This window comes from Gordonia sesuvii (genome assembly GCF_036350415.1).
In the GTDB taxonomy this organism is placed as follows: Bacteria; Actinomycetota; Actinomycetes; order Mycobacteriales; family Mycobacteriaceae; genus Gordonia; species Gordonia sesuvii.
Window position 1 is genome coordinate 842,187 of the sequence record NZ_JAZDUF010000002.1, and the last position, 25,786, is coordinate 867,972.

The following is a 25,786-nucleotide window of genomic DNA, read 5'->3' on the forward strand; positions in this document are numbered from 1 at the left end:
CGGTCGGTACCACCGCAGGTCGCGGGATCAGGCGTCGGCGTTGCCCTTCGACCATTCCTGCCAGGAGATGTTCCAGTCGCCGAGCCCGTCGACGCCGGACAACGTCTCACCGGCGGTGTTCTTCACGATGACCGGGTCGCCTCGGAGCGTGTTCTGCATGACCCACAGCGCGTCGTTCGGGCTGAGGTTCAGGCAGCCGTGGCTGGTGTTGGTGTTGCCCTGCGCCCACACCGACCAGGGAGCCGAGTGGAAGAAGATGCCGCTGTAGGACATCCGGGTCGCGTAGTCGACCGGGGTGCGGTAACCCTCGGCGGCGTTGATCGGCACCCCGTAGGTCGACGAGTCCATGATGATGTGCTCGTGCTTGTCCGACACCAGGTACACGCCGTTGGGCGTGTCGTGGCCGGGCTTGCCCATCGACGTCGGCATGGACCGGATCACGTTGCCGTCGCGGTTGAACGTGACCTGCTTGGTGTTGTTGTCGGCGGTGATGACCATCGACCGGCCGATGGTGAAGTTGGTCTTCGAGTTCTCCTGGCCGAAGAGGCCGTCGCCGAGGTCGATGCCGTAGGTGTTGACCGCGACGTCGACCTTGGTGCCCGTCTGCCAGTAATCCTTGGGGCGCCAGCGGACCTCGGAGTCGCTGATCCAGTAGAACGCGCCCTCGACCGGCGGATCGGTGGTGACCCGGATGGCGTCCTGCGCGGCCCGACGGTTCGGGATCGGCTCGTCGAACTTGATGGCGACGGGCTGTGCGACGCCCACGGTCTCGCCCGGGGAGGGCGTCAGGTAGGCGAGCGTCAGATTGTTCGGTGCCTGCGTGGTGAACGACACGCGCTTGGTGGTCCGCCCACCGATGCCCACGGCGTCGGCCTGCAACGTGTAGGTGCGGTTGTATCCGAGCGGCTCGGCGCTGGTCCAGGTCGTACCGTCCTCGGACAGAACACCCTTGACCGGCTTGCCGTCCGACTTGTCGATCCGGACCCCGGTGATCGACCCCTCGGTCGCCGCGACCTTGATCGGGGCGCCCGGCTGCACGCCGATGGTCTGGTCGTTGAGGGGCATGTTGCCGACCTCGGTGACCATGCCGGGCCGCAGCATGTCGTCGAAGAGGTTGGAACTACTGACATTCGACGAGTAGGTGGGCTCCTGCGAACAGGCCGACACCATGGCGACTACTGCGACGAGAATGCCGATGATCGCGAGCGGCGAACGAGCGCCTGCGCGGGTACGACCGATCCGCATGATCCTCCATCCTGGAAACGCCGAACGAACACACCATGCGATGTCGTCGAGGAGCCTCCCCCTGTTACGCACGGCTGGCCACAAGTGTACGAGACATCTCGCGACCGGATTGTCCGAGTCGGTCGGACACCCGACCGAACACGAAAGACGCCCCACTTGCCGTGGGGCGTCTTGTCGGAATCCTGTGCGCCATCAGGGACTCGAACCCCGAACCCGCTGATTAAGAGTCAGCTGCTCTGCCAATTGAGCTAATGGCGCTTGTCGGTGCGAGAAGGAACCTTACATGTCCGGACGACAGAAGTGAAATCGCCCCGACCGGCGATCATCGCACGCGTACGTGGTCGCGATCGTGGCCGTTACTGCAGGACTTTTCGCACCACCAGCGCAACCACCACGGCCCCGACACCGGCCAGCGCGTACTTGACCGCCGGCTTGCTCAGGGTGGCGACGGCCTTGCCCTTCGCGTCTGCCGCCAACCGCTGTGGGCTGGTTCGTTCGGCCAGCGTGTCGAGGGTCTTGGCGAGGTCCTCTCGCGCCTGCGCGATCTCCTGCTCGATCCGTTCGGTATCCCCGGACACGTGGTTCCTCCCAGCGCTTTGACGACATACATGACGACAGAGTGTCTCGACGTGTGCAACGACAGCGTGACGCGACCTTCCGAGCGTACGGCATGTCGGCCCACGCACTCGGGTCCCGTGAGTCAATCGACTAGCCTGACGTGTATGCCAGCACCCACGCGGCTGTCCGTCGGAGACCCCGCCCCCACCTTCACCCTCAGCGACGCCGCAGACAACCCGGTATCGCTGGCCGACTACGCCGGCCGGAAGGTCATCGTCTACTTCTACCCCGCGGCGTCGACGCCCGGCTGCACGAAGCAGGCGTGTGACTTCCGCGACAATCTCGCCGAGCTCAACGACGCCGGAATCGATGTCGTCGGCATCTCCCCGGACAAGCCGGCGAAGCTCGCGAAGTTCGTGGAGAACGAGGGCCTCACCTTCCCGTTGCTGTCCGACCCGGACAAGCAGGTGCTCACCGAGTGGGGGGCGTTCGGGGAGAAGAAGATGTACGGGAAGACGGTCACCGGGGTGATCCGGTCGACATTCCTCGTCGACGAGGACGGAAAGATCGCCGCCGCGCAGTACAACGTCCGTGCCACCGGCCACGTCGCCAAGCTCCGCCGCGACCTGTCGGTGTGAGTGTCACCAGCAGGTCCGACGACGATGTCCACGCCGCTCGCCGAGCCCCTCGTCCCGCGTAAGCGGCCGACCCAGGAACGCAGCAAGAAGAAGTTCTCCGCGATGCTGGCCGCCGCGCGTGACCTACTCACCGAGGTCGGCTTCGAATCCCTGACATGCGAGGAGATCGCGTCGCGGGCGGAGGTGCCGATCGGCACGCTCTATCAGTACTTCGCGAACAAGTACGTCATCGTCTGCGAACTCGACCGTCAGGACACCGTCGGGGTGCGCGAGGAACTCGCCGCGTTCGCCTCGGAGATCCCGTCGCTGGAATGGCCCCATCTACTCGAGAAGTTCCTCGACCACCTCGCCGCGCTGTGGCGCGACGATCCGTCGCGCCGGGCGGTCTGGCTGGCCGTGCAGTCGACTCCCGCGACCCGTGCAACTGCCTCGGAGAACGAACGGGTGCTGGCCGACCAGGTCGCGAAGATCCTGGCGCCGCTGACCCCGACCCAGCGCACCCGCCGCGAGATGATGTCGCAGGTGCTGGTGCACACCGCCTATTCGGTACTCAGCTTCTCGGTGCAGGACGGCCACGACCACGACCAGTCGGTCGACGAGCTGAAACGGATGCTCGCCGGCTATCTGCTGCTCGAGGAGACGACGGCCGAGGACTGAGGGCCGTTCGCGCCTTCACGCGGGTGCGGCTCGCGTTTTCGCGCGCCCACCGTTCACTCGCGCGCGCAGCTGCGCGCGCGAACACAAGATCGACGCGCGAGCACACGCAGGCGGCACCACGTCGGCCTTCCGTGCGTCCAAAGATGCATGACCACCTTCCCCACCGACGAGCACGGCCTCGTCTTCCGCACGACTGCGCTCGACGCCGGCTTCTCCGACACCGACCTGACGAGAGCACGCCGACGCGGTGAGCTGATCCCCGTCGGGCGCGGGGCTGCGGTATACCCGGCCGAACGCACACCTGAGCAGTTCCATCGGCTGACTGCCATCGCCGCGAGCAAGCTGTCGGACTCCACGATCACCCTCAGCCACCAGAGCGCAGCCACGCTCCACGGGCTCGCCATGCTCAGACCGAACCTTCGGCGGGTACACACCACCACCGGGAAGTCGTATGGCGCCCACCGCAGCTCGGCGAGACACGAGCACACAGGACCCCTCGAGGAGACCGACGTCGTCATCGTCGATGGCGTGGTGGTGACATCTCTCGAACGCACCGCGGTAGATGTAGCCTGCACCTCCCGAATGGGATTCGCCGGTGCGTTTGGCCGTGTTCGACTCCGCGTTGCGGCTCGGCGCGGATCGCGATGTGATGCGCGCCATGCTGCACGGCCGACGGCACGGTGTCGGTCACGCACGACGGGCACTTCACCACGCAGACAGCGGCGCCGAGAACCCGGGCGAATCCTGGGTGAGGGCTCAGCTCATCGAAGCGGGACTTCCGATCCCACGGCTTCAGCACGAGTTCTACGACGAGGACGGCCGGTTCGTCGCTCGCACCGACTTCGACTGGGCGGGGCTGTTGGTCGCCGAGTTCGACGGTGATGTCAAGTACGGGAAGCATCTACGTCCCGGGGAGACGCCTTTCCAGGCCATGAAGCGGGAGAAGACACGTGAGGACGCCCTCAGGCGGATGGACGTCATGGTGATCCGGTGGACCTGGAAAGACCTCGAGAACCGGGTCGTCGCAGGCCAGGCTCGAGAATGGCTGATCCGGTTCCACCTGTTGGCTGCATGACGAAGCGCGTCCATCGGTCGTTCGCGCACGTAGCTGCGCGCGCGAACGACCGATGGAGGTGCGAGAAGTTGTCAGACGCCTTCGAGGATCGCGACGGCGGCAGCGGTGTCGCCGTCGTGGGTCAACGAGATGTGGACGCGGGTGTCGGCGAGGAGTTCCCCGATCTCGCCGCCCAGCCGGATGGCCGGACGACCCCAGTTGTCGGTGACCACCTCGATGTCGCTGTGCCGGATCAGCGGCAGCAGCGGCTGACGAGAGAACCGGCTCACCGACCATGCCTTGACGACGGCTTCCTTGGCGGCCCAGCGAGCGGCGAGGTGACGGGCCTCGTCACCGGTCCCGGCGGCGGCGTCGCGACGTTCGCGGACCGTGAACCGATCCGCGAACGTCGTGCCGGGCTGGCGCAACTGCTCGCCGAACTCGGGGATCGACACGATGTCGATGCCCACACCCAGAACGCTCATCGCCGCGTCTGCCCCGGCGGTCACACCGCCTCGCCTGCGCGGCCGTAGCTGCCGTCGGCGGCCAACCGGACCGCCGGATCGAGCAGCAGGCCGGCCTCGGCATCGTGCTCGTCGACGGCCTCGTCGAAGCGACGGTTGGCCGGGCGCCGGTAAGCCGGCTCCACACCGCACATCGCCTCCAGCAGACGGTGATTGCCCTTGCGAGCGCGCTCGGCGGACACCCGCCGGTACTGCGCGGCCTGCTCGGCGTCCAGCGTGGCCACGAATGCCTCCGGGTGGACCACGGCGATCAGACCGGACACGTGGCCGAAGCCGAGACTGGTCAGCAGACCCGCCTTGAGCGGGAACCGCTCACCGAGGTGCAGGGTTTCCCGCGGCCACACCAGGTGCGGGTACTCACGCATCTGCTCGTCCACGCAGTCCAGGCTGCGGTTCGGCGGGATCACGCCGTCACGGAGCAGCTGGCACAGCCCGATCAGCTGGAAGGCGGCGGCGCCGCCCTTGGCGTGACCGGTCAGCGTCTTCTGCGACACCACGAACAGCGGTGCACCGTCGCCCCGGCCGATGGCCGACGCGATCCGCTCGTGCAGCTCGGATTCGTTGGGATCGTTGGCCCGCGTGGACGTGTCGTGCTTGGAGATCACCGCGACGTCGTCGGCGGTGACTCCCAGCGCACTCAGCGAGAGAGCCAGCGGCGAGGCATCGTTGCCCCGCGCCGCGCCCAATGCGCCGAGCCCGGGGGCCGGGATCGAGGTGTGGACGCCGTCACCGAAGCTCTGCGCCCACGCGACCACGCCGAGGACCGGCAGGCCCATCTGTGCGGCCACATCACCACGGGCGAGCAGAATCGTTCCGCCACCGGCGGATTCGACGAATCCGCCCCGGCGACGATCGTTCGCCCGGGAGAACCGGCGTTCGTCGATGCCGCGTTCGGCCATCTTGGCCGAGTCCGCGGTGGCGGACATGTCGCCGAATCCGACGATGCCTTCGATACCGAGGTCGTCGAAACCGCCGGCGACGGCGAACATCGCCTTGCCGAGCCGGATCTTGTCGACCCCCTCCTCGACCGACACCGCGGCTGTGGCGCACGCGGCGACCGGGTGGATCATCGCACCGTAGCTGCCGACGTAGGACTGCACGACGTGCGCGGCGACGATGTTCGGCAACGCCTCCTGCAGGATGTCGTTGGCCTTCGACTCGCCGAGCAGTGTGTTGATGTACAGCTCGCGCATCGAGGTCATGCCGCCCATGCCGGTGCCCTGCGTGTTGGCCACCAGACCGGGGTGCACCCACCGCATCAGTTCCGACGGGGTGAAGCCCGACGAGAGGAACGCATCGACGGTCGCGACCAGGTTCCACAGGGCCACCCGGTCGATCGACTCGGCCATGTCCGGGGTCACACCCCAGCGGGTCGGGTCGAATCCGGTCGGGATCTGCCCGCCGACGGTCCGCGTGAGCGAGAACTGCCGTGGCACACGGATCTCCGTGCCGGCCAGTCGGGTGACCTGCCAGTCACCGGTCTCCGCGTTCTCGGCGACGCGGGTCTTCTCCGGGTTCGCCGAGGCGAATGCGCGGGCCTCGGTCTCGGAGCTCACCGTGAAGGTGAGGTCCTCGTCGAGGAAGACCGACGTCAGCAGCGGCGAGGTGTTGTCCACCATGGCGCCGTCGTCGGCGTAGCGGCGGATACCGCAGCGGGAGACGACCTCGTCGTGGTAGCGCTCGGCGATCTCGCTCTCCGGCACCGGGTCTCCGGTCTCGGTGTCGTACCAACCGGGCTTCGGTGCCGTGTCCCAGTGGATCAGGCCGGTGTTCCAGGCCAGCTCGACGACGCCTGCGGCGGAGAGCTTCTCGTCGACCTCCATCTCGAAGCGGGTGCGCGCCGAGCCGTACGGCCCGAGTTCACCGGCGCCGACGATGACGACGAGGTCCTCCGGACGCGCGTCGATCGACGGCCACTGCGGGGTCATCCCCTGCGGCGCGCGGGCCGGCGCGGGCAGCGCCGACACCGTTGCCACGTCTGGTGTCTCGGACTCCTCGTCCTCGGCGACCGCGGAATCCGCAGCCGCAGAGGCGAGCGCCTTGAGGTCGACGGACGGGTCGAGCCCGCCGGTGAAGTCGGCGACGATGGCCGCACTGCGTGCGCTGCTCCGGTGTTCCGGGCTGCACAGGCCGAGCAGGTTGCCGGCCATCTCCTCGGTGCTCCAGGTCCGGACCCCGGCCGCCTCGACGGCGTCGACCATGCCGTCGTTGTGGCCCATCAGTCCGGTGCCCCGCACCCAGCCGATCAGGGCGTGGGCGAGGGTGATCTTGGTGCTCCAGGATTCCTCTGCGGCCCAGCGGGTCACGAGCGCATCGAGTGCGGCCTTGCTCTCGCCGTAGGCCCCGTCGCCGCCGAACATGCCGCGGTTGGGCGACCCGGGCAGAACCACGTGGACGCGGGCGGCGATGTCGTGATCGGCGTGGATCTCGCCGAGTCCGGCGATCATCCGCTCGACCGACCACAGCAGGACCTTCATCTCCAGCTCGGCCCGGCCACCGGAATCGGTGAGGTCACCGGCGACGCGCGGCGCCGCGAACGGGAACAGCAGGGTGGGCTTCATCGCCGGCTTGATCACCGACGTCGTGCCACCCAGGTTCTCGGTCTGCTCGGCGCCGATCCATTCGACGAGATCGTCGACGTCTGTGTACGACGCCATGTTGGCCGGTGCCACCCAGAGAGCGGCGTCGAACCGCGCGTTCTCCCGGTAGAGCTTCTTGTAGAACGCGAGCTTCGCATCGTCGAGCCGTGAGGTGGTGGCGATGACGGTCGCGCCACCGGCCAGCAGGCCGCCGATCACCGAAGCGGCGATCGATCCCTTGCCGGCACCCGTCACGACCGCGATGTCGTCGGCGTACTCGCCCGCAGCCGGCTTCTCGGCCGCCTCGGCGATCGCCGCGAAGGTCCTCGCGTGCACAGCGTTTCCGTTTGCCAGCGCCTTGCCCTGCCACCACGTGGCGTGCTGCGCGACGGTGCGACCGGCGCCGTCGAAACGGCCGACGACACTGTCGAAGTCGGTGTCGAGGTCGTGCTCGTCGGCCAGCCACAGCCGGACCAGGTCCTCGCGGCTGGTGGCCCACCGATCGTCCACCAGGACGACCTTCGCGACGTCGAATGCGGGTGCGACCGTGCGCGCCCAATCCGAGCCGAGCTCGGCGCTGACCCGCTCGGCCACCACCGCATTCGGGTCCTCGACGATCTCCGCGGTCGACACCTCATCGGCCAGGCCGAGTTTGGCGAGCACGGTGTAGGCCGCCGAGGCCAGTGCCCCGGACCGTCCGGTGATCTGTTCGGTGAACTCACCGAGCGCCGCCGCGTCGACGGTCGCACCGCCTCCGCCCTCGGCGGCCGGCTTGGCGACCGAGATGCCGCGCGCGGCACCCACGGTCGTCACCGCGCGGTCGATCAAGGCGTCGAGCGAGTCGGCGTTGGTGAGCGGACCGTCGAGCAGGTTGCCGAGATCCTCACCGCGCACGCTGGCACCGTCGCGGGTACCGAGTGCGACGGCGACCGTGGTGTGCAGGCCCCAGCCCGGGCCCAGCTGCCAGACGTTCGAGACGCGATCGGTGATGTAGGACTGACGCTTGCCGACCGGGCCGAGCACCTTGCGGATCTGGTCGCCCACGGCGTCGGTCAGGACCGGGCCGAGGGGCTTGTATCCGCGGGCGAGGGTGTCGACGGTGGACGACAGGGCGGTCATATCCGCCTCCGCGGCACCGTCGATCGCACCGAGGCCCAGTTCGCCACCGATGTCGAGCAGCAACTGGTTGCGACGCGACGACACACCGTCACACAGCGCTTCGATGGTGTCGGCCGAGCCGATCTGGTCGGTGCGCATCTTGGTCCACAGGGCGATGACGGACTTCACCGCGTCGGCCGGACCGAAGGCGATGTCGTCCGGACGCGGGCCGGCCGCGGCGGCGGGTGCCGGGGCCGGTGCGGCCGGTGCGGCGGCGGCAGGCGCCTCGGCGTCGGCCGGAGCCTCGGCCGCGACCTCGTCGACGTCGTCCTCGGGCTCGGGGCCCGAGTCCTTGGCCAGGATCAGGTCGGAGTCGCGCTCCACGTTGGCCACCTCGGTGGTCGCCGCGGAGTAGTCGTCGAGCTTGAGCGTGTTGGATGCCAGACCGGCGAGCGTCGGGGCGCCCTTGAGGCCGATCTCGACGAACCGCTGCACTCCCAGTCCGCCACGCTCCGGGCCGGCGAAGAGCAGTTCCTGGGTCTCGATCCAGCGCACCGGGCTGGCGAACTGCCAGGCCAGGAGCTCGATGAGGATGACACGGGCCAGGTCGCTCGGCTTGGCCGCCCACGAATCCCAGTCGGCGAGAACCGCATCCAGCGGATCGGACGGGACCAGCGCGGCGATCTCCTCGACGAACGGGCGTCCGAGGTTGAACAACCGCGGCACCAGGTTCGGGATGTAGTGGCCGACGAGGATCGCCGGATCGAAGTGCTCGGGCAGCAGGTCCTCGAGCTTCGACCGGAACTCCGGCACACCGGCGCGCAGCACGCTGGAGTGGAACGGGACGTCGATACCGGGGACCAGGATGAACGACCGCTTCCCGCCGAACTCCAGTCGGCGACGCTCGATCTCGTCTTCGAGGTGCTCGAGGCCGCGGACCGTTCCGGCGATGGCGTACTGGGAGCCGAGCAGGTTGAGGTTGACGACCTCGAGGAACTCTCCCACCGAGGCAGCCACGTCGGCGACGAAGTCGGTGACGTCGGCGTCGGCGAGACCGAACTGGCTCGGGCGGATGGCGGCCATCCGGTAGTCGCTGCGGCCCAACTCGTCTCGCGGCACCAGGTGATGCATGGCCTCGCCACGCTGGAACACGACCTCGAGGACTGCTTCCAGCGGGAGCACGCCTGCGCAGGCGGCGAGCGCGTTGTACTCACCGACCGAGTGCCCGCAGGTGATGGCGTTTTCGACGAATCCGCCGGACTCCTTGAGCTCGGCGATCTGGGCGACGCCCAACGTGGCCATCGCAACCTGGGTGAACTGCGTCAGGTAGAGGACGCCGTCCGGGTGGTTGTAGGTGGTCCCGTTCGCCACCAGCGTGGTCGGGTTGTCGCGAACCACCGCGAGGATGGAGAAGCCGAGGGCTGCACGGGTGTGCTTGTCGGCGCGGTCCCACACCTTGCGGGCGGCCTTCGATCGCGAACGGGCGTCGAGACCCATGCCCTTGCTCTGGATGCCCTGCCCGGGGAACGCGTACACGGTACGCGGCGCGGCCAGCAGACCGGTCGCGCTCATCACGAGGTCGTCGCCGACCTTGGCGCTGACCTCGACGATCTCGCGGCCCGCGTCCAGCCCGACACGATCCACCCGCACGGTGATCTCGTCGCCGGTCCGCACCATGCCCAGGTACCGCGCGGTCCAGCCGACCAGCGGACGGGGCGACGGAATCGGCTGCTTGCCGTCGGTGGCCGTGACCACCTGCTGTGCGGCTGCCGACAGCCACATCCCGTGCACGATCGGCTCACCGAGACCGGCGAGTTTCGCTGCGGCGGCATCGGTGTGGATGGGGTTGCGGTCGCCCGACACCGCGGCAAAGCCGGTCATTCGGCTCGGCGCGGTGATCGTGGCCTGGCGCAGCAGCTTTCGGGTCGCCGACGTCTCGTCGTCGGCGGCGCCGCCGGCCCGGGCGGGATCGGAGAGCTCCGCCGCACCGAGTCGTCCGCGGATGGCGAACCGCTCGGCCAGGGTCGCGACCGGTCCGGTCGGTCCCGCGATGTCCACGCTCACCTCGACGACCCGGCCGACCTCGGTGTCGGTCACCGCGCCGCAACGGGCGGTCACCGTCAGTTCGGTGGCGTCGGCGGGAATCTCGCCGACGATGTGGATCGCGTGATCGAGATGGACCAGATCCAGCAGCCCCTCGACGACGGGCCGGCCGTGCTCGGTGCGGGCAGCGCCGATGACGCTGAACACACTCGGCCAGGATGCACCGACGAGCGTATCGGGAACCGCGAAGCCAAACGGTGCGGTCGGGGTCGTCGGACGCAGGTGGGCCGGCATGGTGTAGCCGGTGACCGCCGCGTGGTCGGCGACGCTGTCGGGATCCCACGCCACCGTCGTGGTGGAGACCTTGTCGGTCACCTCGGCGAGGGCGCCGCCGGCGGCCACCGTGAGGATCTCGGTCATCGCGGTCGACGCCTCATCGATGCCGACCCGAGGGCTGCCGCCGTCGAGGATCGTGGCATCGATGTGCAGCGGAATACGCACCGAGGAACCGGAGATCGGGGTGATGAGGTCGAAACGTGAGCCGTCGAGTTGTTCGGGCGCACCCGCGATGCGTTCGAGGACCGAGCCGGTCGGCTCGTGCTCTGCACGGCCGAGATCGACGACCTCCCAGCAGTCGACGTCGCCGAGCAGAGCGATCGGGCTCGACACCATCCGTCCTGCCCATTCCACGTCCTCGGCCTCGAGGACCGCGACGATCGCGCCCTCGTCGCCGACGAGACCCACACGCTTGCGGGAATCCACCGCCAGGGCCTCGACGCCGGTGTTGTGCAGGTCGGTCACCACCTGGGCCTCGAAGCGGTCGAGCAGGTCGCCGACCGGCTCGTCGACCCGGGTGATGCCGGAAACCGCGACGGGACCCGGGATCACGCACACGGCGTCGGCCGGGTAGCGGGCGTCGTGGGCCTGCCACAGGGAGTCGCTGCGCCACCAGCGGCGCACGTCCTTGTCGATGACCGGCACGAAGTTGACGGGCTTGCCGGGGATCCGGCACAGCTCGAGGAAGAACGCCACGTCGGCCGGGTGCAGCACATCGGTCTCGATCTGCGGGTAGACGCTGCCGATGGCGTCGATGGCCGAGTGCGGGTCGTGGGTCGACCCCAGTTCGGCGAACATGGTCGGGATCTCACCCGAGTCGGCCGGGTTCATGCGGGCCTCGGTGCGTTGCAGCATGTCGACGAACCGCTGCTGCCAGGTGATGTCGGCCCACGGGATCTGATCGGAGCGTCCGTCGCCGACGGCGAGGGTGGCATAACGGTCGAGCCATTCCCGGTAGGTCATCCCGGCGATGTCGCCGAAGTACGGCTTGGCGGTGCCCTCCATCGCGGCGATGATCTCGTCGCGGCGCTCGGCGACGGCGTCCGCGTCGCCGGCGACCTCGTCGAGCAGTCGGCCGCAGCGCGATGCGGTGTTGTCGATCTCGTGGATGTCGGCGCCGAGTTGGCTACGCCCGGATGCCATTCCGGCGGTGGCGTGACCTGCACCGATCCAGTCGTCGCACCCGACGGTGTCGACGAGCAGCTGCTTGACCTCGGGTGCGGTGGTGGCCTCCTTGGTGGCCATCGCGGCGGTGCCGACCAGGATGCCGTCCAGCGGCATGGCCGGGTAGCCATAGGCCGCCGACCAGGTGCCGGTCAGGTACTCACTGGCACGTTCCGGGGTGCCGATCCCGCCGCCGACACAGATGACGACGTTGTCGCGGGCCCGCAGCTCACCGTAGGTGGCCAGCAGCAGGTCGTCGAGGTCCTCCCACGAGTGGTGGCCGCCGGCGCGCCCGCCCTCGATCTGGACGATCACGGGGTGATGCGGGACCTCGGCCGCGATGCGCACGACCGCGCGGATCTGCTCGACGGTACCAGGCTTGAACGCGACGTAATGCAGTCCGGCCTCGACGAACTCGTCGACGAGGGCGACGGCGTCCTCGAGTTCGGGGATGCCCGCCGACACCACCACGCCGTCGATCGGGGCGCCCTGGGCGCGCGCCTTCTGCACGAGACGTTTACCGCCGAGTTGCAGCTTCCACAGATACGGGTCCAGGAACAGCGCGTTGAACTGCGCCTGTCGGCCGTCGTCGAGCATGTCGGTGAGGCGCGCGACGTTGTCGGCGAAGATCTGTTCGGTGACCTGCCCGCCGCCGGCGAGCTCGGCCCAGTGGCCGGCGTTGGCGGCGGCCGCGACGATCGCCGGGTCGACGGTCGTCGGGGTCATACCCGCGAGCAGCATCGGCGAACGGCCGGTGAGTCGGGTGAAGGCAGTGTCCACCGCGGTCTGCCCGTTCGGCAGTGCGATCAGCTGCGGCGCGAACTGATGCCACGGCCGGGCGATCTCGGGGATACCGCCGGGACTGAAGAGGTTTCGCTGTCCGACGCGCAGCGCGGCCGGCACCAGGCCGACGCCCTGGCCGCGGACCAGCGCCGAGCTCAGGCGGGTCGCCAGGTCGCCCGGGCCGAAGTCGAGGATCCAGGTCGCGCCGGACGCGACGACGTCGTCGACGGTCGCGACCCAGTCGACCGGATCCACCAGGACCGCACGCGCGTGCGTCACAGCGGTGTCACTGTCGATCCCGCACTCCTCCGCCCAACGGGCGACGAGGTCGACGGCCTCGACCATCGTCGGATGATGGAACGCGACACTGACATTGAGATCGTCGAACTTCGGGGCGAACGGTGCTCCACCGGTGACCTTACGCTTGCGCGCGTCGGCCTCGTCGGCGGCGATCCGCTCGCAGAAGGCCGCGAACGCGGCGAGGTGGCGCGGCGCACCCGACAACGCGACCGACCGGCGCCCGTTGTTGATCGCCAGCACCGGCGCCGACGCGAGTTCGGTGTCGCTGAGGCCTGCCCGGTACTCCACGAGGATGTCCGAGATGCGTTCCGGTGCGACCCCCGAGACCGCGAGCATCGGAGTGCCGTCGGTGGTGGTCGCCAGCCCGCGCCGGCGGGCGATCAGGGTGCCGGCGGCACCGATGAGCTGCGCGATGGCCAGGAGCAGGCCCTGCCCTGATTCGGCGACCTGGCCGTCGGCGCCGATCGCGTGGGTGGCGATCGCTCCCTGCGAGTGGCCGATCACGGCCGTGGGCGAGATGACCGCGGTGTCGAGGCCCTGCTTCTTGAGCGCCTCGATGGCGGCGAGCTGGGTCAACAGGACGCCCGGACCCGACAAGGTGAAGTCGGCGAGCTCGGCGTCGCTGGGGACGGCCTCTTCGGCGTCATGAGCCCGCACCCAGGTCAACGGGTGGAACCCGTCGGCGAGCGCGATCGTGACCTGGTCGGCGACCGGGTCGATGATGCGTTCCGCGGCGGCGACGATCTTCGCGATGCGGTGTTCGAGATCCGCGTCGACCACCAGTTCGGCCAGGGTCGGCAGCCACGGCGAGCCCTGTCCGCCGAAGCTGATGGCATACGGCTCGCCGTCGGCGAGACGATCGATCAATGGCGCGGTGGGGCGGTTCGAGTGCGCGGCACCCTGTGCTCCGGAGCGGTATTGGTCGACGGTCACGTGCACTCCTCTTGTCTCGACACGTTCGCGGGCGTGTCGGGTCGTGGATCTCGGGGGCTGGTAGTCGGCGGCGGAGCGCGGAATGTATCCGCGCGTCGGGCGTCGGTCGGCCTGGTCAGGTCCAGGGCAGCAGTCAATGGCACACTGGTGAACACACCTGCCGCGCATTGCTTTTCGCGGCTCGCGGGACTCATCCGTGAGTCACCGTCGGCGTGAACGTGACCCAATGATGACACACGAAAATGAGGGTTTCCTCATGTTCAAATCGAACCCGTCGGTATACCCACCGGTAACCCCGGCGGTAGGACAGGTGTTCACCGAAACGCTTTCGGGACCCTCGGACATCGGCGCAGTTGAGGCGCGGCGCCCGAGCGCTCGATCGGCGGTTAGGACGCCTGGATCGGGCCGTTATGCAATCGTTATGTGATGTGTTCCACTCCTGGTGGCGGCGTCGCGACGGGCCGTCTGATCGGCCCTCGCCAGGCGCGGAAAGTACCCTCGGTGGTCATGCCGTCCTGCGTGTTCTGTGCCATCGTCGAGGGGTCCTCGCCCGCCCGCACCGTGTACCGCGACGACGCGGTCATCGGGATTCTCGACATCCGTCCGGTGACCAGGGGCCACACCCTGGTCCTCCCGCGCGATCACTCGTCCGGGCTCGCCGACCTGGCCCCGGAGGTGGGCGGGCGATTGTTCGCCGCCGGCCAGCGAATCGCGGCCGCGATGAAGAGCGGCGACATCGCGGCCGATGGCGTCAATCTGGTGCTCAACGACGGACGCGCGGCCTTTCAGTCGGTGTTCCACACTCACCTCCATGTGGTGCCGCGGCACGACGGTGACAAGTTGAGTTTCGCCAAAGGACTCGTCGTCCGGCGGGACCCGGACCCCGACCACACGGCGGAGATCCTGCGAGCAGCACTGGCACAGGACTCGCGATGACCGACGACACCGTCCCCCGGCACGAGGGCGACATCGCCATTCCCGCGGCCGCGGTCGAGGCGGTCCGTCGGGCCGAGGTCATCACCGTCTTCACCGGCGCGGGGATGTCGGCGGACAGCGGGATCGCGACGTTCCGGGACACCGAGACCGGGCTCTGGGCGCGGTTCGACCCGACCGAGATCGCAACTCCCGCCGCCTGGGACAACGATCCGGGTCTCGTCTGGGCCTGGTATCAGTGGCGTGCACGACTCGTCTGTGACGCGGAACCGAACGCCGGCCACCGGGCGTTGGCAAGTCTGGAACGCGACCGCGGCGTGTTCGTCGTCACCCAGAACGTGGACGATCTCCACGAGCGAGCCGGCAGCACGGCGGTCAGTCACCTCCACGGGAGTCTGTTCGCCCCTCGATGCAGCAACTGCGGTCGGCTCTATCAGGGCACCGACGCGGACCCCGAGCGGGCGGTGCAGGAGCTCCGCGTGGAACCCCCGTCGTGTCCGATCTGCCTGTCGCCGGTGCGGCCGGGTGTCGTCTGGTTCGGCGAGGGATTGCCGGCGGGCGAGTGGCAGGCCGCGGAGAACGCGTTCGCGTTCGCCGACGTCGTCCTCGTGGTGGGTACGAGCGGCGTGGTGTATCCCGCCGCCGCGCTACCCGAGCAGGCTCTCGACCGTGGCGTGCCGGTCATCGAGTTCAATCCGGAGCCGTCGGCGCTGAGCCGGTTCGTCACCCACAGCGTCCGCGCGTCGGCAGGGGTCGGGCTTCCCGCACTCCTCGAGCACGTGGGCTGAGTACCGACCCTCCCCGGTAGCACTCTCAGACCCGAAAACCACTGGCGGCCGGCCTGTTACCCGGGGATGAACATCGTCACTCGCCGGCGGTGAGGTCGATGGGCGCCCATTCCCCACCGTCCGCGGTCTCGCCGACGACGACCTTCGGACCGGTCACCGACCCTGGCTTGACTCCGCGTCGATCCAGCGCCTCCCACAGTCCGGCGAGCGCGCGTCCCGGGTCCAGTTCGTACTCCGACTCGCGAACACGCCAGAACTCCCATCCGCACCTGCGGAGTTCGCGTTCACGCTCCATGTCCGATCGCGCCTGTTCGCCGGTGGTCCGGAACGTGTCGCCGTCGCATTCCACGGCCATACGGGCATCCGCCCCGATGACGACGAGGTCGATGGTGCGGTTGTTGACGGTCATCGCGGGCACCACGTGGTACCCGCGCTCCGCCAGGCGGTTGAACACACGCTGCTCGAAAAGACTCGAGAATGGCTGCTGCCGTTCGGTTTCCGAGACATCTCCGGGCATCGGCGGAAGTGTGGCTCCCTGATTGGACTCCACGTAGGCGGCGAGTGACCGACGCAGGTCATTGGTCTTGAGATCATCGAGCTCAATGGAGTGGAACAGCCACATCTGATCCATCGCGCGCGACGCGGCAACATTGATCCGCCGCTGGGACTCAGCACGGGTCAGCGGCGCGATGGCCGCGGAATCCGACACCACCATCGACAGGAACATCACCCGACGCTCATCGCCCTGGAAGTCCGGCGGCGTGCCGACCCGCAGTCGTCGCTCGCGCCACTGCCGGTCCGTCAGCGTCTCCCGGAGTCGTCGTGTGATCTCGTCGACCTGCTTGGTGCCCTGCAGGGCGATCACCCCGAAATCCGCACCGTCGTAGGCCGGGTCGCGCAGACATGCCGACAGCGCATCCGCGATCGCAATCGCCTCGGCCTCGTTCACCAGACCCTGACCCTGTCCCCTCGCATCACCGTCCGACACGTGCACGGCACGCAGCGGCGGGAGGCGGTCGGCACCGAACTGCCGCACCGGCACCAGCGGCGCTCCCGAATAGAACTGGCGCGACGAGAACTCGATGATCTCGGGCATCGACCGGAAGTGTTCGCGCAGGCGGATGAGATGCCCGAATCGACTACGCAGCAACGAGAACAGACTCGACCGAGGCGTGAGTCCGTCGCGGAGGTAGTTCGGGAGGTCGGGCAGGTGCGCGTCGAGTTTGGCGAACGCGTCGTCGAGGGTGGCCCCCGTGAGGCCGGTCGGTGCGCACTGTCGGTCGTCGCCGACGACGATGACACGCGGTGCCAACCACAGCAGGAACGAACTCGTGATGTCGGCTTGGCTCGCCTCGTCGACGATGACGACGTCGAACGCGTCGCGGCGCGGTGTCACGGTCTCCGCGACCTGGCTGATCGACATGATCCAGGCGGGTACCGCTCCCTGCGCCTGCTCCATCGCGGCGCGGGCGGCAGCACGAAAGCGGTTGGCGTACTTGCCCGATCCTTTGCCGAGGTTGATCATGTGATCGCGGTAGGACTGCAACGCCTGGACCTCGGCGACCGTCATGCGTTCGAGGCAGGCCCGCCATGCCCGGGCGGCCGTGAGGCGGACCGTGAGGACGCCGATGTCGGCCTCGAGTTCGTCGAGTTCGGACTGCAGGCGGCCCTCGAGTGCGGGATCGCTGCGCTCCTCGACCCAGGTTTGGGCGCGCCGCCACGACCAGGCAGCATCGACATCCCGTAACCGCTTGTGCCACAAACGATCATCCGCGGTCTCGGTGAACAGCGTGTAGAGCTCGGGCGCCTTGCTGCGCAATCGCAGGGTCAACAGATCGAGCGCTGTCTGGTCGGCGAGTTCGTCCCGGGCGGCATTCCAGGCGCGGCGCGCGTCGCGAATGGTGTCGGGGTCGGCACCGGCCAATGCCGACAGCAGCGCGTCACCCTCGGGGGACGGACCCTGCTCCACCTCGGCCGCGAGCCGGTAGGCGCAGTCGGCCAGTTCGTATTCGGCCAGCACGGCGTCGTTGGTCGCGGCGATCGCACCCGCCTGCAGCGCCACCGCCGACACGTCGGCGACGCTACGCGGGCGTGGACCGCCGGGACTGATCGCCTCGAGTTCCCGGACGAGTTGATCGCGCCCGGTCATGAGTTCGGAGATCCATGCCAACTGACCGTCGAGCCGGACCAGCGAGTTCAGCTGCGCCGATCGGGATCCCGTGTTGTCCACCGGGACATGCAGGTCCGCCAGCACCCGTTGCACCTTGCCCACGGCATCGAGGACCGCGAGATGGTCGGCGACCAGACGCAGCCCCTGCTCATCGGTCGGTGCCCGGCCGTCCACGGTGGCGTTGACCCGGGATTCCTCGACGGCCCGCTGCTGCGGTGACCGCAGCAGCCTGCTCCGCCAGCGCCCTCCGCCGGCCAGATGGTCTGCCGCCTCGGCAAACACCGCGTCGTCGCCTGGCCCGGCTCCGTCGACGTCGACTACGTGGCCACCGATCACACGATCACGTTCGGCCGCGTCGGCGATCACCGGCGAGAGACCCACGACCCGCGACCACAGATGGGCGGCCTGACCATCGAGCAGGCGATCCGCCATGTCGACGATCGCGGGTGGAAAGCCCGAGACCTCGCCGGCCGCCACCGCGAGCCGCTCGCACACCTCCTTGATCCGGACGAGCCGTGCGCTCTCGACATCGGCGAGGATCGACAGCAGAGAGCCGGTCCCGACCTCGGGGTCGGTGGGCCGCTGGGCGATCCGTGCGCAGATGTCATCGAGCACCGCCGGGGCGGGCAGGAGCGTGGCCAGGTCCGGAAGTCGTTGACCCAGACGTGGTTCGGAGTCGACGGCGCTCGCCAGCAGGGCCTTCAGCCGTTCGAACTCGCCGGCGTCCAGCGGAGGCGTCGCACCCTCCACGGGACCCGGGAGCCACCCGTACCGTTCTTCGTCGGCCTTGCACTGGCGTACCACTTCGGCCGCGGTGCCGCGGTAGTCACCGGCCACCCACTCGTGCACCTCGGTCTCGGACTCGCGCGCCGACCAGAGTTCGCGGAGGACTCGTTCACGCCGGCGCAGCGCCTGGTCGCGTTTTCCGATCACGTCCGCGATCTCCGCCTCGACCACCCGGGGCTGATATCGAGACCTCCGGTCGGCGATCGCCTCGACGCTCGAGACCGTCGCCTCGAAATCGTCGGTACCCACATCGGCGATCGACACGGTGAGATCGCGCAGCTCCGGGGGCAGCATGTCGCGCAGGACATGCAGCGCATGCGCCTTCTCGCTGGTGACCAGCACTCGCTGCCCCTGCGCCAGCAGTGCAGCAGTCAGGTTGGCGATCGTGTGCGTCTTGCCGGTACCCGGTGGGCCTTCCACGACGACCCCGCTGTCGAGGCCGAGTTGGGCGAGCACATCGCGTTGTTCGACGTTGGCGGGCAACGGGTACAACGCGTCTCGGACGAGCTCGTCGGGGGCCTTCGCGCCCGTCTTCGCCAACGCCGCGACGCGGTCGGGCGCCTCGATCGGCGCGACGAGCTGAGCGAGACCGACCGGCACATCCTCGGATTCGGCGCGCAGCTCCGCGAGTACCGCGTCATAGAAGTCGAGCACGGCCGCGACCCCGCGTCGACGGAGTACGACCGCCGGACGCAGGTCGGTCGACACCGAAACGCGATCGCGGTCCACCTCGAGCCTGGCCAGCCATTCGTCGATCAGTTCACCGATCTTCGGTCCGACCGGACTGGACAGTTCCGCGAGTTTCGCCCGCGCCTTGAGGGTGCCGGACAGGTCGACGCCGTCGATCGTGGCGAGCAGCGGTGCGTCGTGCACGACGGGTACGGCCCCGGCCCCGAGGACGACCCGGATCGAGCCGGTCTCGTCGTCGCGGTCCGCAATGACCTGCTGGGTGACGAGATGTTCATGGCGGAGCGCCGGTTCGCCGGAGGACGCGGTCGCGTCGTGCACCGAGACGATCGCGTTGGCGAGGACGAGCTCGAGGCCGTCGGGATCCTCGTGCAGTTCGCTGACCAATCGTGCGAGCTCCGCGTGCGCGTCGTCGCCCGGGCCGAGCTCCATGACCGTCTGCCCGGCAACCGCCGCCGCCCGTACCGGAACGCCGGTGGACTTCCCCACCCAGAGCACCCCGGGATGATCATCGACGTCGGTGACGACGTCGAAGCGGGAGCGGACGAGTTCGCGAAGGTAACCGATCAGCCGGACGACCTGGTCCGGCTGCGACGTGTCGGTCTCCTCGGCCATCGGTTCTCGATCCCTCCTGCGTACGCCTGCGCCGGCGTCCTCGGCTGGATCACGGGCGTGGATACCTCCCGCACGCTACCAATCCGACCCCGCCGCGAGAGACCGGACTACTCCTGGAACTGCGACCGCATGGCGCGGTAGCCACCGTCGACGTAGCGCACATTGGTGTAGCCCAGACCGGCGATCTCCTCGGCGATGACGGGGGCCTGGGACGAGACGGACACGACAGCGATCTCGGTGTCGGGGTTGCGCACGACCGGGAATGTCCCCGACGGCGTGGGTGTGAAGTGCTCCCGCACGTCGGTCGGCTCCACGACGACCGCCCCGGGAAGGCTTCCCTGGTGGCGCATCACCTGCGGGCGTGCGTCGACGAGGACTGCCCGCGACCTCTGGCAGTGCTCTCGTGCGTCGGCTGCTGTTATCGAATTCACCACTGACACTGGTGACTCACCGTTCCTGTGTGTATCTCGTTGTCCAATGATCGAGGGTGTACGTCGGCTTCGGTCGGCGCCCCACGCCATGGCGTGGTCATCGATCACGTATCCTTCGAACCCCCACACAAAGGTTACGGAATTATCTCGATCCGGCAAGTTCTGCCCCACCAGGCGTGAAATTCTCAGGGACTCCTATGGATTCGCTCAGCCGCGGCCGCGGCCGGCGATCCGCTTCGGACCGCGCTTTCCCCAGGTGTCCGACCGTTTTCCGTAGCCGTCGCGGGTCCCACCGCCGCGCTGGCCCTGCCCACGTTTGGCACCGCCGCGAGTGCGTGGCGGCCCGTAGTCACGCCGGATGTCGATGGGGTTCTTCCCGATCTTGGTGTGCCGCAGCGAGGCCAAGGTCTCGTTGTCGAGGTTCTCGGGGAGTTCGACCAACGAGAAGTCGTCACGGATGCTGATGTTGCCGAAGTCGCCCCTGGTCAGCCCGCCTTCGTTCGCGATGGCGCCGACGATGGACCCCGGCGACACCTTGTGACGGCGTCCGACTGCGATCCGGTACGTGGCGAACTGGCCACCCGACCCACGTGGGGCCCGCTCCCGACGTTCGGCTCGTACACCCTCGGGCGGATCGGGTGCCATCAGGAAGCCGCCGTCACGGGTCTCGAGCGCCAATGCCGCGGCGACGTCGGCCAGGGCGACATCGTGCTCCTGCGCGTAGTCCTCCACGAGCTTGCGGAACAGATCGAGGTTGTCGGACGCAAGGTTCTCGGTGATCGAGTCGGCGAACTTCGCCACGCGCTGGGCATTGACGTCCTCGACGCTGGGTAGACCGATCTCGGCGAGGGTCGAGCGCGTGGCCCGTTCGATGGCCCGGAGCAGGTGACGCTCTCGCGGGGAGACGAACAACAAGGCGTTTCCGGAACGACCGGCCCGACCGGTGCGACCGATGCGGTGGACGTAGGACTCGGTGTCGTGCGGGATGTCGTAGTTGACGACGTGCGAGATGCGGTCCACATCGAGCCCGCGGGCGGCCACGTCGGTGGCCACGAGGATGTCGATGGAGCCGCTCTTGAGCTGGTTGATGGTCCGCTCGCGTTGTGCCTGCGCCATGTCACCGTTGATCGCGACCGCGGAGAATCCGCGCGAACGCAACTTCTCCGCGAGCTCCTCGGTCGCGGACTTGGTGCGGACGAACACGATCATGGCGTCGAAGGTCTCGACCTCCAGGAATCTGGTCAGTGCGTCGAGTTTGCGCTGATGTGACACCTGCAGATAGCGCTGGGTGATGTTCTGCGCCGTCGCCGTCCGCGACTTGACGGTGATCTCCTGCGGATCGTTCAGGTAGCGCTGCGCCAAACGTCGGATGGCGCTCGGCATGGTGGCCGAGAAGAGCGCGACCTGCTTGTCGTCCGGCGTCTCGGCGAGAATGCGCTCGACATCCTCGGCGAATCCCATGGTCAACATCTCGTCGGCCTCGTCGAGCACCAGGAAGTCGAGTTCGGAGATGTCCAGCGTCCCCTTGTCCAGGTGATCGATGACGCGGCCGGGCGTCCCCACGATCACCTGGGCGCCGCGGCGTAGACCGGACAGCTGGACCCCGTAGCTCTGGCCGCCGTAGATCGGCAGGACCCGGACCTCGGGTAGGTGCGCGGAGTAACGCCCGAAGGCCTCGGCGACCTGGAGCGCCAGCTCCCGCGTGGGGGCCAGGACCAACGCCTGCGGTCGGCGCGACGACGGGTCGAGCCGCGACAGGATGGGGATCGCGAAGGCAGCGGTCTTCCCGGTGCCGGTCTGGGCGAGCCCCACGACGTCGCGACCGTCCATCAGCGGCGGGATCGTCGCGGCCTGGATCGGCGACGGCGTCTCGTATCCCACATCCGCGATGGCCTGCCGGACTTTCGGCGCGATGTCGAGGTCGTCGAAGGTGATGTCACCGGCTCCCGTGGAGCCGTCCGGATCCTCGGTGGCACTCATGCGCGCGCAGTCCTCTTCACACTGGCCAACTCTAGTGGCCGAACGCCCCGCAGGCGGAATCCTCGAGATCTGACACGGAGTGCTGTGACCGCGGCTACGCTCCGCGGACACCGTTCTGTGATGCCGACCACGGATACTGGTACCGTCAGTTCCACTCAACAGAGCTGACGTGTTGAAGCGGACAACACAGTGTCCGTTATGACCCATTTCGTGCGCGTAGGGGAGCCGCCATGCAGGAATACACCACACCGTCCGACCTCGCCATCGAGGACAAGGCGACGACCATCGACAGCATTCTCCGCTATCGGGCCGAACGTCCGACGATGCCGCTGCTGAAGCGGCGCTCTGGGGATCAGTGGATCAACGTCACCGCCAAGCAGTTCGTCGACGAGGTCGACGCGGTGGCGAAGGGTCTCATCGCATCGGGGATCAAGCCCGGCGAGCGCGTTGCGATCCTGTCGTCGACGCGATACGAGTGGACGGTTCTCGACTACGCCATCTGGCGGGCCGGCGGCACCACGGTGGCGATCTACGAGACCTCGGCGCCCGACCAGGTGCAGTGGATCCTCGAGGATTCCGGCACCGCTCTGCTGTTCGTCGAGGGACATTCGCACTACACCAAGCACATCCGCGTCATCGATGAGGCCCCCGCGCTGCGCGAGACCCTCGTGATCGACGATCATGCGCTGGCCACGATCACCAAGCGGGGCGCCAAACTGGGCGACGAGGAGCTCGACGCCCGCCGCGCCCAGGCACTGTCGTCCGATGCCGCGACCCTCATCTACACCTCGGGCACCACCGGCAAGCCGAAGGGTGTGGTCCTCACCCACGCGAACTTCCTCGCCGAATGCGCCGCGACCCGTGACGCCGTCGGGGCCGGGATGGTCGAAGGCAAGTCGACTCTCCTGTTCCTCCCGCTCGCCCATGTGTTCGCCCGCGTCGTCGCCGTCGGATGCATCGAGAACGGTGTCATCCTCGGACACACCAACGACATCCCGAACCTGATCGAGGATCTCGGCAAGTTCAAGCCGAACTACGTGCTGTCGGTTCCGCGCGTCTTCGAGAAGGTCTACAACTCCGCCAAGCAGAAGGCCTACGACGGCGGCAAGGGTTCGATCTTCGACCGCGCCGCCGACACGGCCATCGCCTACAGCAAGGCACTCGAGGACGGCAGCCCCGGACTCGGCCTGAAGATCAAGCACGCATTGTTCGACCGGCTCGTGTACGGCAAGCTGCGCGCCGCGCTCGGCGGCAACTGCGAGGGCGCGATCTCCGGTGGCGCGCCGCTCGGCGCCCGCCTCGGGCACTTCTTCCGCGGCGTCGGCATCCCCGTCTACGAGGGCTACGGACTGTCGGAGACCACTGCCGCGGTGACCGCGAACAACGAGGACCACCAGAAGGTCGGCTCGGTCGGACGACCGGTCCCGGGCGTGACGGTCGGCATCGCCGACGACGGCGAGGTCCTGCTCAAGGGACCCGTCGTGTTCGGCGGGTACTGGAAGAACGAGAAGGCCACCGCCGAGTCCATCAAGGACGGCTGGTTCCACACCGGCGACATCGGCCACCTCGACGACGGCTATCTGTTCATCACCGGGCGTAAGAAGGAGCTCATCGTCACCGCGGGCGGCAAGAACGTCTCGCCTGCACAGCTCGAGGACACCATCCGAGCACATCCGATGGTCTCCCAGTGCCTGGTGGTCGGCGACAACAAGCCGTTCATCGCCGCTCTGATCACCATCGATCCCGAGGCCGCGCCCGGCTGGCTCGAGCGTCACAGCCTGCCCGCGGACACCTCCATGGCGGATCTCGCGCAGAACGAGACGCTACGAGGCGAGATCGACGCGGCCGTGAAGGATGCCAACACCAAGGTGTCCAACGCCGAGGCGATCAAGAAGTTCGCCATCCTGGAGGGCGACTTCACGATCGAGTCGGGCGAGCTGACCCCGACGATGAAGTTGAAGCGCAACGTGATCCACGACGCACACAAGAAGGCGATTGCGGACCTCTACACCTGATCGCACTGGCCAGACGCCCGGTCTCCGAAGTTGGGGCCGGGCGTTTGGTGTGTCGCGGCATGTCATCTCCGCGACACCGGCTTCGCCGAGACCGGGATCCTGCTCCGCCCCAGGTATTCTGACAGCCGATGAACAGAGATCTCGCCATCGACGCGACGCGGGGGCTCGCGATCTGGAGCATGATCTCGCTACATTTCGCCGCCGGCACGCGCATCGCGGCGCCCACCCATGCGTACCCGTACGTCGACGGAATGTCGGCGTTCGTGCTGCTCTCCGGCCTGGTCCTCGGCTTGGTCTATCGCCGATGGATCGAACGTGAGTCGTTGCGGTTCGCGTATCGGCGCCTGACGCGACGGCTGGCGGTGCTGTATGTGTGCCAGCTGACCATCTCGATTGTCGCTGTCGCCGCCGCACTCGCCGGCCACCGCTGGCTCACCCTGCTGCTCCCCGTCGACGGCTGGTGGGACGGTCTGCAACTGGCGATCACGATGCGCTATCTCCCCAGCGGCGGGAACATCCTGTTGCTGTACATGGTGCTGATAGCATCGGCGTTCCTGCTGTTTCCCTTGTTGATGCGGAACCGGTGGCAGATCGTCATCGCCGGGTCCCTGGTGCTGTACGGGATCTCACTGCTGTGGTCGCCGGATTGGTTCTACGTCACCTCGTTCACCGAGGGACACCGCATCCAGAACTGGGCGGGCTGGCAGATCATGTTCGTGCCCGCGGTGGTGATCGGCTGGAAATGGCGGGACTGGGATGTGGCGGGAGTCATCGAAAGGCACCTCGCACTCGTCGTGGCGACCGCGGTCGGTTTCGCCCTGCTGATGCACTTCGGGGTCGACGCGGGGCCCTGGGTGCGTTTCGAACCCGCGCTCGCCGACAAGTTGGACTTCCGTCCCGCACGCGCCCTCGGCGCGTGGCTGCTGGTGCCGGCGATCTACGGCGTGTTCGTGATGCTGCTGCGCCGATGGCATCACGACTGGCTCCGCCCGCTGGTGATGACCGGCACCCGCAGCCTCGACTCCTACGTGCTGCAAGCGCTCGCGCTCGTCATCCTGCCCATTCATATCGCCCATCGCCCGTGGAGCACAACGACGAGTCTGTGCGTCGTGATCGTGGTGTTCGGGTTGTGCTGGGCGTGGGCGGAGTTCCGTCGCGAGTTCGCGATCGACAAACTGCACCGGTTGCCGATGGTGCTGCACAACCGGTTTCGGGGAGATCCCGGTGGTCCCGGAGCCCCGGCCCCGTCGGACCGGAAGGAACTTGCGAGCGTCACCCCGGCCCCCTGAGCAGCGAGCTTGCGAGCGCCCCCGCCCCCTGAGGAGCGAGCTTCACCCCGGTCCCTGAGGAGCGAGCTTGCGAGCGCGCCGCCCTGAGTAGCGAGCTTGCGAGCGTATCGAAGGGTCACGAAGGGCGGCCCTTCGTGACGATCCTCCGCTAGCGCTCCGGATCTCCTCAGGGACCAGGTG

14 protein-coding genes and 1 tRNA gene are annotated in these 25,786 nt (G+C 68.2%); 7 read left to right on the forward strand and 8 right to left on the reverse strand.

The features are described 5' to 3' along the window. Window positions 1–27: 27 nt before the first annotated feature. The 3 genes from VZC37_RS10585 to VZC37_RS10595 form a co-directional block, all read right to left on the reverse strand. Window positions 28–1,245, reverse strand: a complete 1,218-nt coding sequence (locus VZC37_RS10585; protein WP_330432407.1) for a L,D-transpeptidase — start codon at window positions 1,243–1,245, stop codon at window positions 28–30. Window positions 1,246–1,430: 185 nt separating this feature from the next. Further along, window positions 1,431–1,503 (reverse strand) — tRNA-Lys (locus VZC37_RS10590). A gap of 98 nt (window positions 1,504–1,601) precedes the next feature. Further along, window positions 1,602–1,823 carry a DUF3618 domain-containing protein gene (locus VZC37_RS10595; RefSeq protein WP_330432408.1) on the reverse strand — a complete coding sequence of 74 codons (222 nt, stop codon included), beginning with the start codon at window positions 1,821–1,823 and terminating at the stop codon, window positions 1,602–1,604. 144 nt (window positions 1,824–1,967) lie between these two features. On the opposite strand from VZC37_RS10595, the gene bcp reads away from it, so the two are divergent. The 3 genes from bcp to VZC37_RS10610 all read left to right on the forward strand — a co-directional run bounded on the left by bcp (window position 1,968) and on the right by VZC37_RS10610 (window position 4,173). Then, window positions 1,968–2,441 (forward strand): thioredoxin-dependent thiol peroxidase, encoded by a 474-nt coding sequence (bcp, locus tag VZC37_RS10600; protein WP_330432409.1) that lies wholly within the window; start codon window positions 1,968–1,970, stop codon window positions 2,439–2,441. Between the two features lie 24 nt (window positions 2,442–2,465). Continuing rightward, window positions 2,466–3,098 carry a TetR/AcrR family transcriptional regulator gene (locus VZC37_RS10605; RefSeq protein WP_330432410.1) on the forward strand — a complete coding sequence of 211 codons (633 nt, stop codon included), beginning with the start codon at window positions 2,466–2,468 and terminating at the stop codon, window positions 3,096–3,098. Between the two features lie 595 nt (window positions 3,099–3,693). Then, window positions 3,694–4,173, forward strand: a complete 480-nt coding sequence (locus VZC37_RS10610; protein ID WP_330432411.1) for a hypothetical protein — start codon at window positions 3,694–3,696, stop codon at window positions 4,171–4,173. 71 nt (window positions 4,174–4,244) lie between these two features. Here VZC37_RS10610 and acpS read toward each other — a convergent pair whose 3' ends face one another. Next, entirely contained in the window at window positions 4,245–4,637 is a 393-nt protein-coding gene (gene acpS / locus VZC37_RS10615; RefSeq protein WP_330432523.1) for a holo-ACP synthase AcpS, read from the reverse strand. A gap of 20 nt (window positions 4,638–4,657) precedes the next feature. Further along, window positions 4,658–13,912, reverse strand: a complete 9,255-nt coding sequence (locus VZC37_RS10620) for a fatty acid synthase subunit beta domain-containing protein (protein WP_330432412.1) — start codon at window positions 13,910–13,912, stop codon at window positions 4,658–4,660. A gap of 507 nt (window positions 13,913–14,419) precedes the next feature. Here VZC37_RS10620 and VZC37_RS10625 point away from each other — a divergent pair. Both VZC37_RS10625 and VZC37_RS10630 read left to right on the forward strand, forming a co-directional pair. Continuing rightward, window positions 14,420–14,848: an HIT family protein gene (locus tag VZC37_RS10625; RefSeq protein ID WP_330432413.1), complete on the forward strand. Its 429-nt coding sequence runs from the start codon at window positions 14,420–14,422 to the stop codon at window positions 14,846–14,848. Continuing rightward, a complete protein-coding gene (locus VZC37_RS10630) occupies window positions 14,845–15,633 on the forward strand; it encodes an SIR2 family NAD-dependent protein deacylase (RefSeq protein WP_330432414.1) in 789 nt (262 codons plus the stop codon). The genes VZC37_RS10625 and VZC37_RS10630 overlap by 4 nt, the downstream gene beginning before the upstream one ends. A 76-nt stretch (window positions 15,634–15,709) precedes the next feature. Here the strand turns inward: VZC37_RS10630 and VZC37_RS10635 are convergent, their stop codons facing one another. The 3 genes from VZC37_RS10635 to VZC37_RS10645 all read right to left on the reverse strand — a co-directional run bounded on the left by VZC37_RS10635 (window position 15,710) and on the right by VZC37_RS10645 (window position 22,302). Then, window positions 15,710–19,891 (reverse strand): AAA domain-containing protein, encoded by a 4,182-nt coding sequence (locus tag VZC37_RS10635; RefSeq protein WP_330432415.1) that lies wholly within the window; start codon window positions 19,889–19,891, stop codon window positions 15,710–15,712. Between the two features lie 107 nt (window positions 19,892–19,998). Next, complete coding sequence (locus VZC37_RS10640) at window positions 19,999–20,331, reverse strand: rhodanese-like domain-containing protein (protein WP_330432416.1); 333 nt, start codon at window positions 20,329–20,331, stop codon at window positions 19,999–20,001. A 198-nt stretch (window positions 20,332–20,529) separates the two neighbouring features. Beyond that, complete coding sequence (locus tag VZC37_RS10645) at window positions 20,530–22,302, reverse strand: DEAD/DEAH box helicase (RefSeq protein WP_330432417.1); 1,773 nt, start codon at window positions 22,300–22,302, stop codon at window positions 20,530–20,532. 230 nt (window positions 22,303–22,532) lie between these two features. On the opposite strand from VZC37_RS10645, the gene VZC37_RS10650 reads away from it, so the two are divergent. Both VZC37_RS10650 and opgC read left to right on the forward strand, forming a co-directional pair. Then, window positions 22,533–24,317 (forward strand): AMP-dependent synthetase/ligase, encoded by a 1,785-nt coding sequence (locus tag VZC37_RS10650; RefSeq protein ID WP_330432418.1) that lies wholly within the window; start codon window positions 22,533–22,535, stop codon window positions 24,315–24,317. A 128-nt stretch (window positions 24,318–24,445) separates the two neighbouring features. Beyond that, a complete protein-coding gene (gene opgC, locus VZC37_RS10655; RefSeq protein WP_330432419.1) occupies window positions 24,446–25,606 on the forward strand; it encodes an OpgC domain-containing protein in 1,161 nt (386 codons plus the stop codon). The last annotated feature ends 180 nt before the right edge of the window (window positions 25,607–25,786 follow it).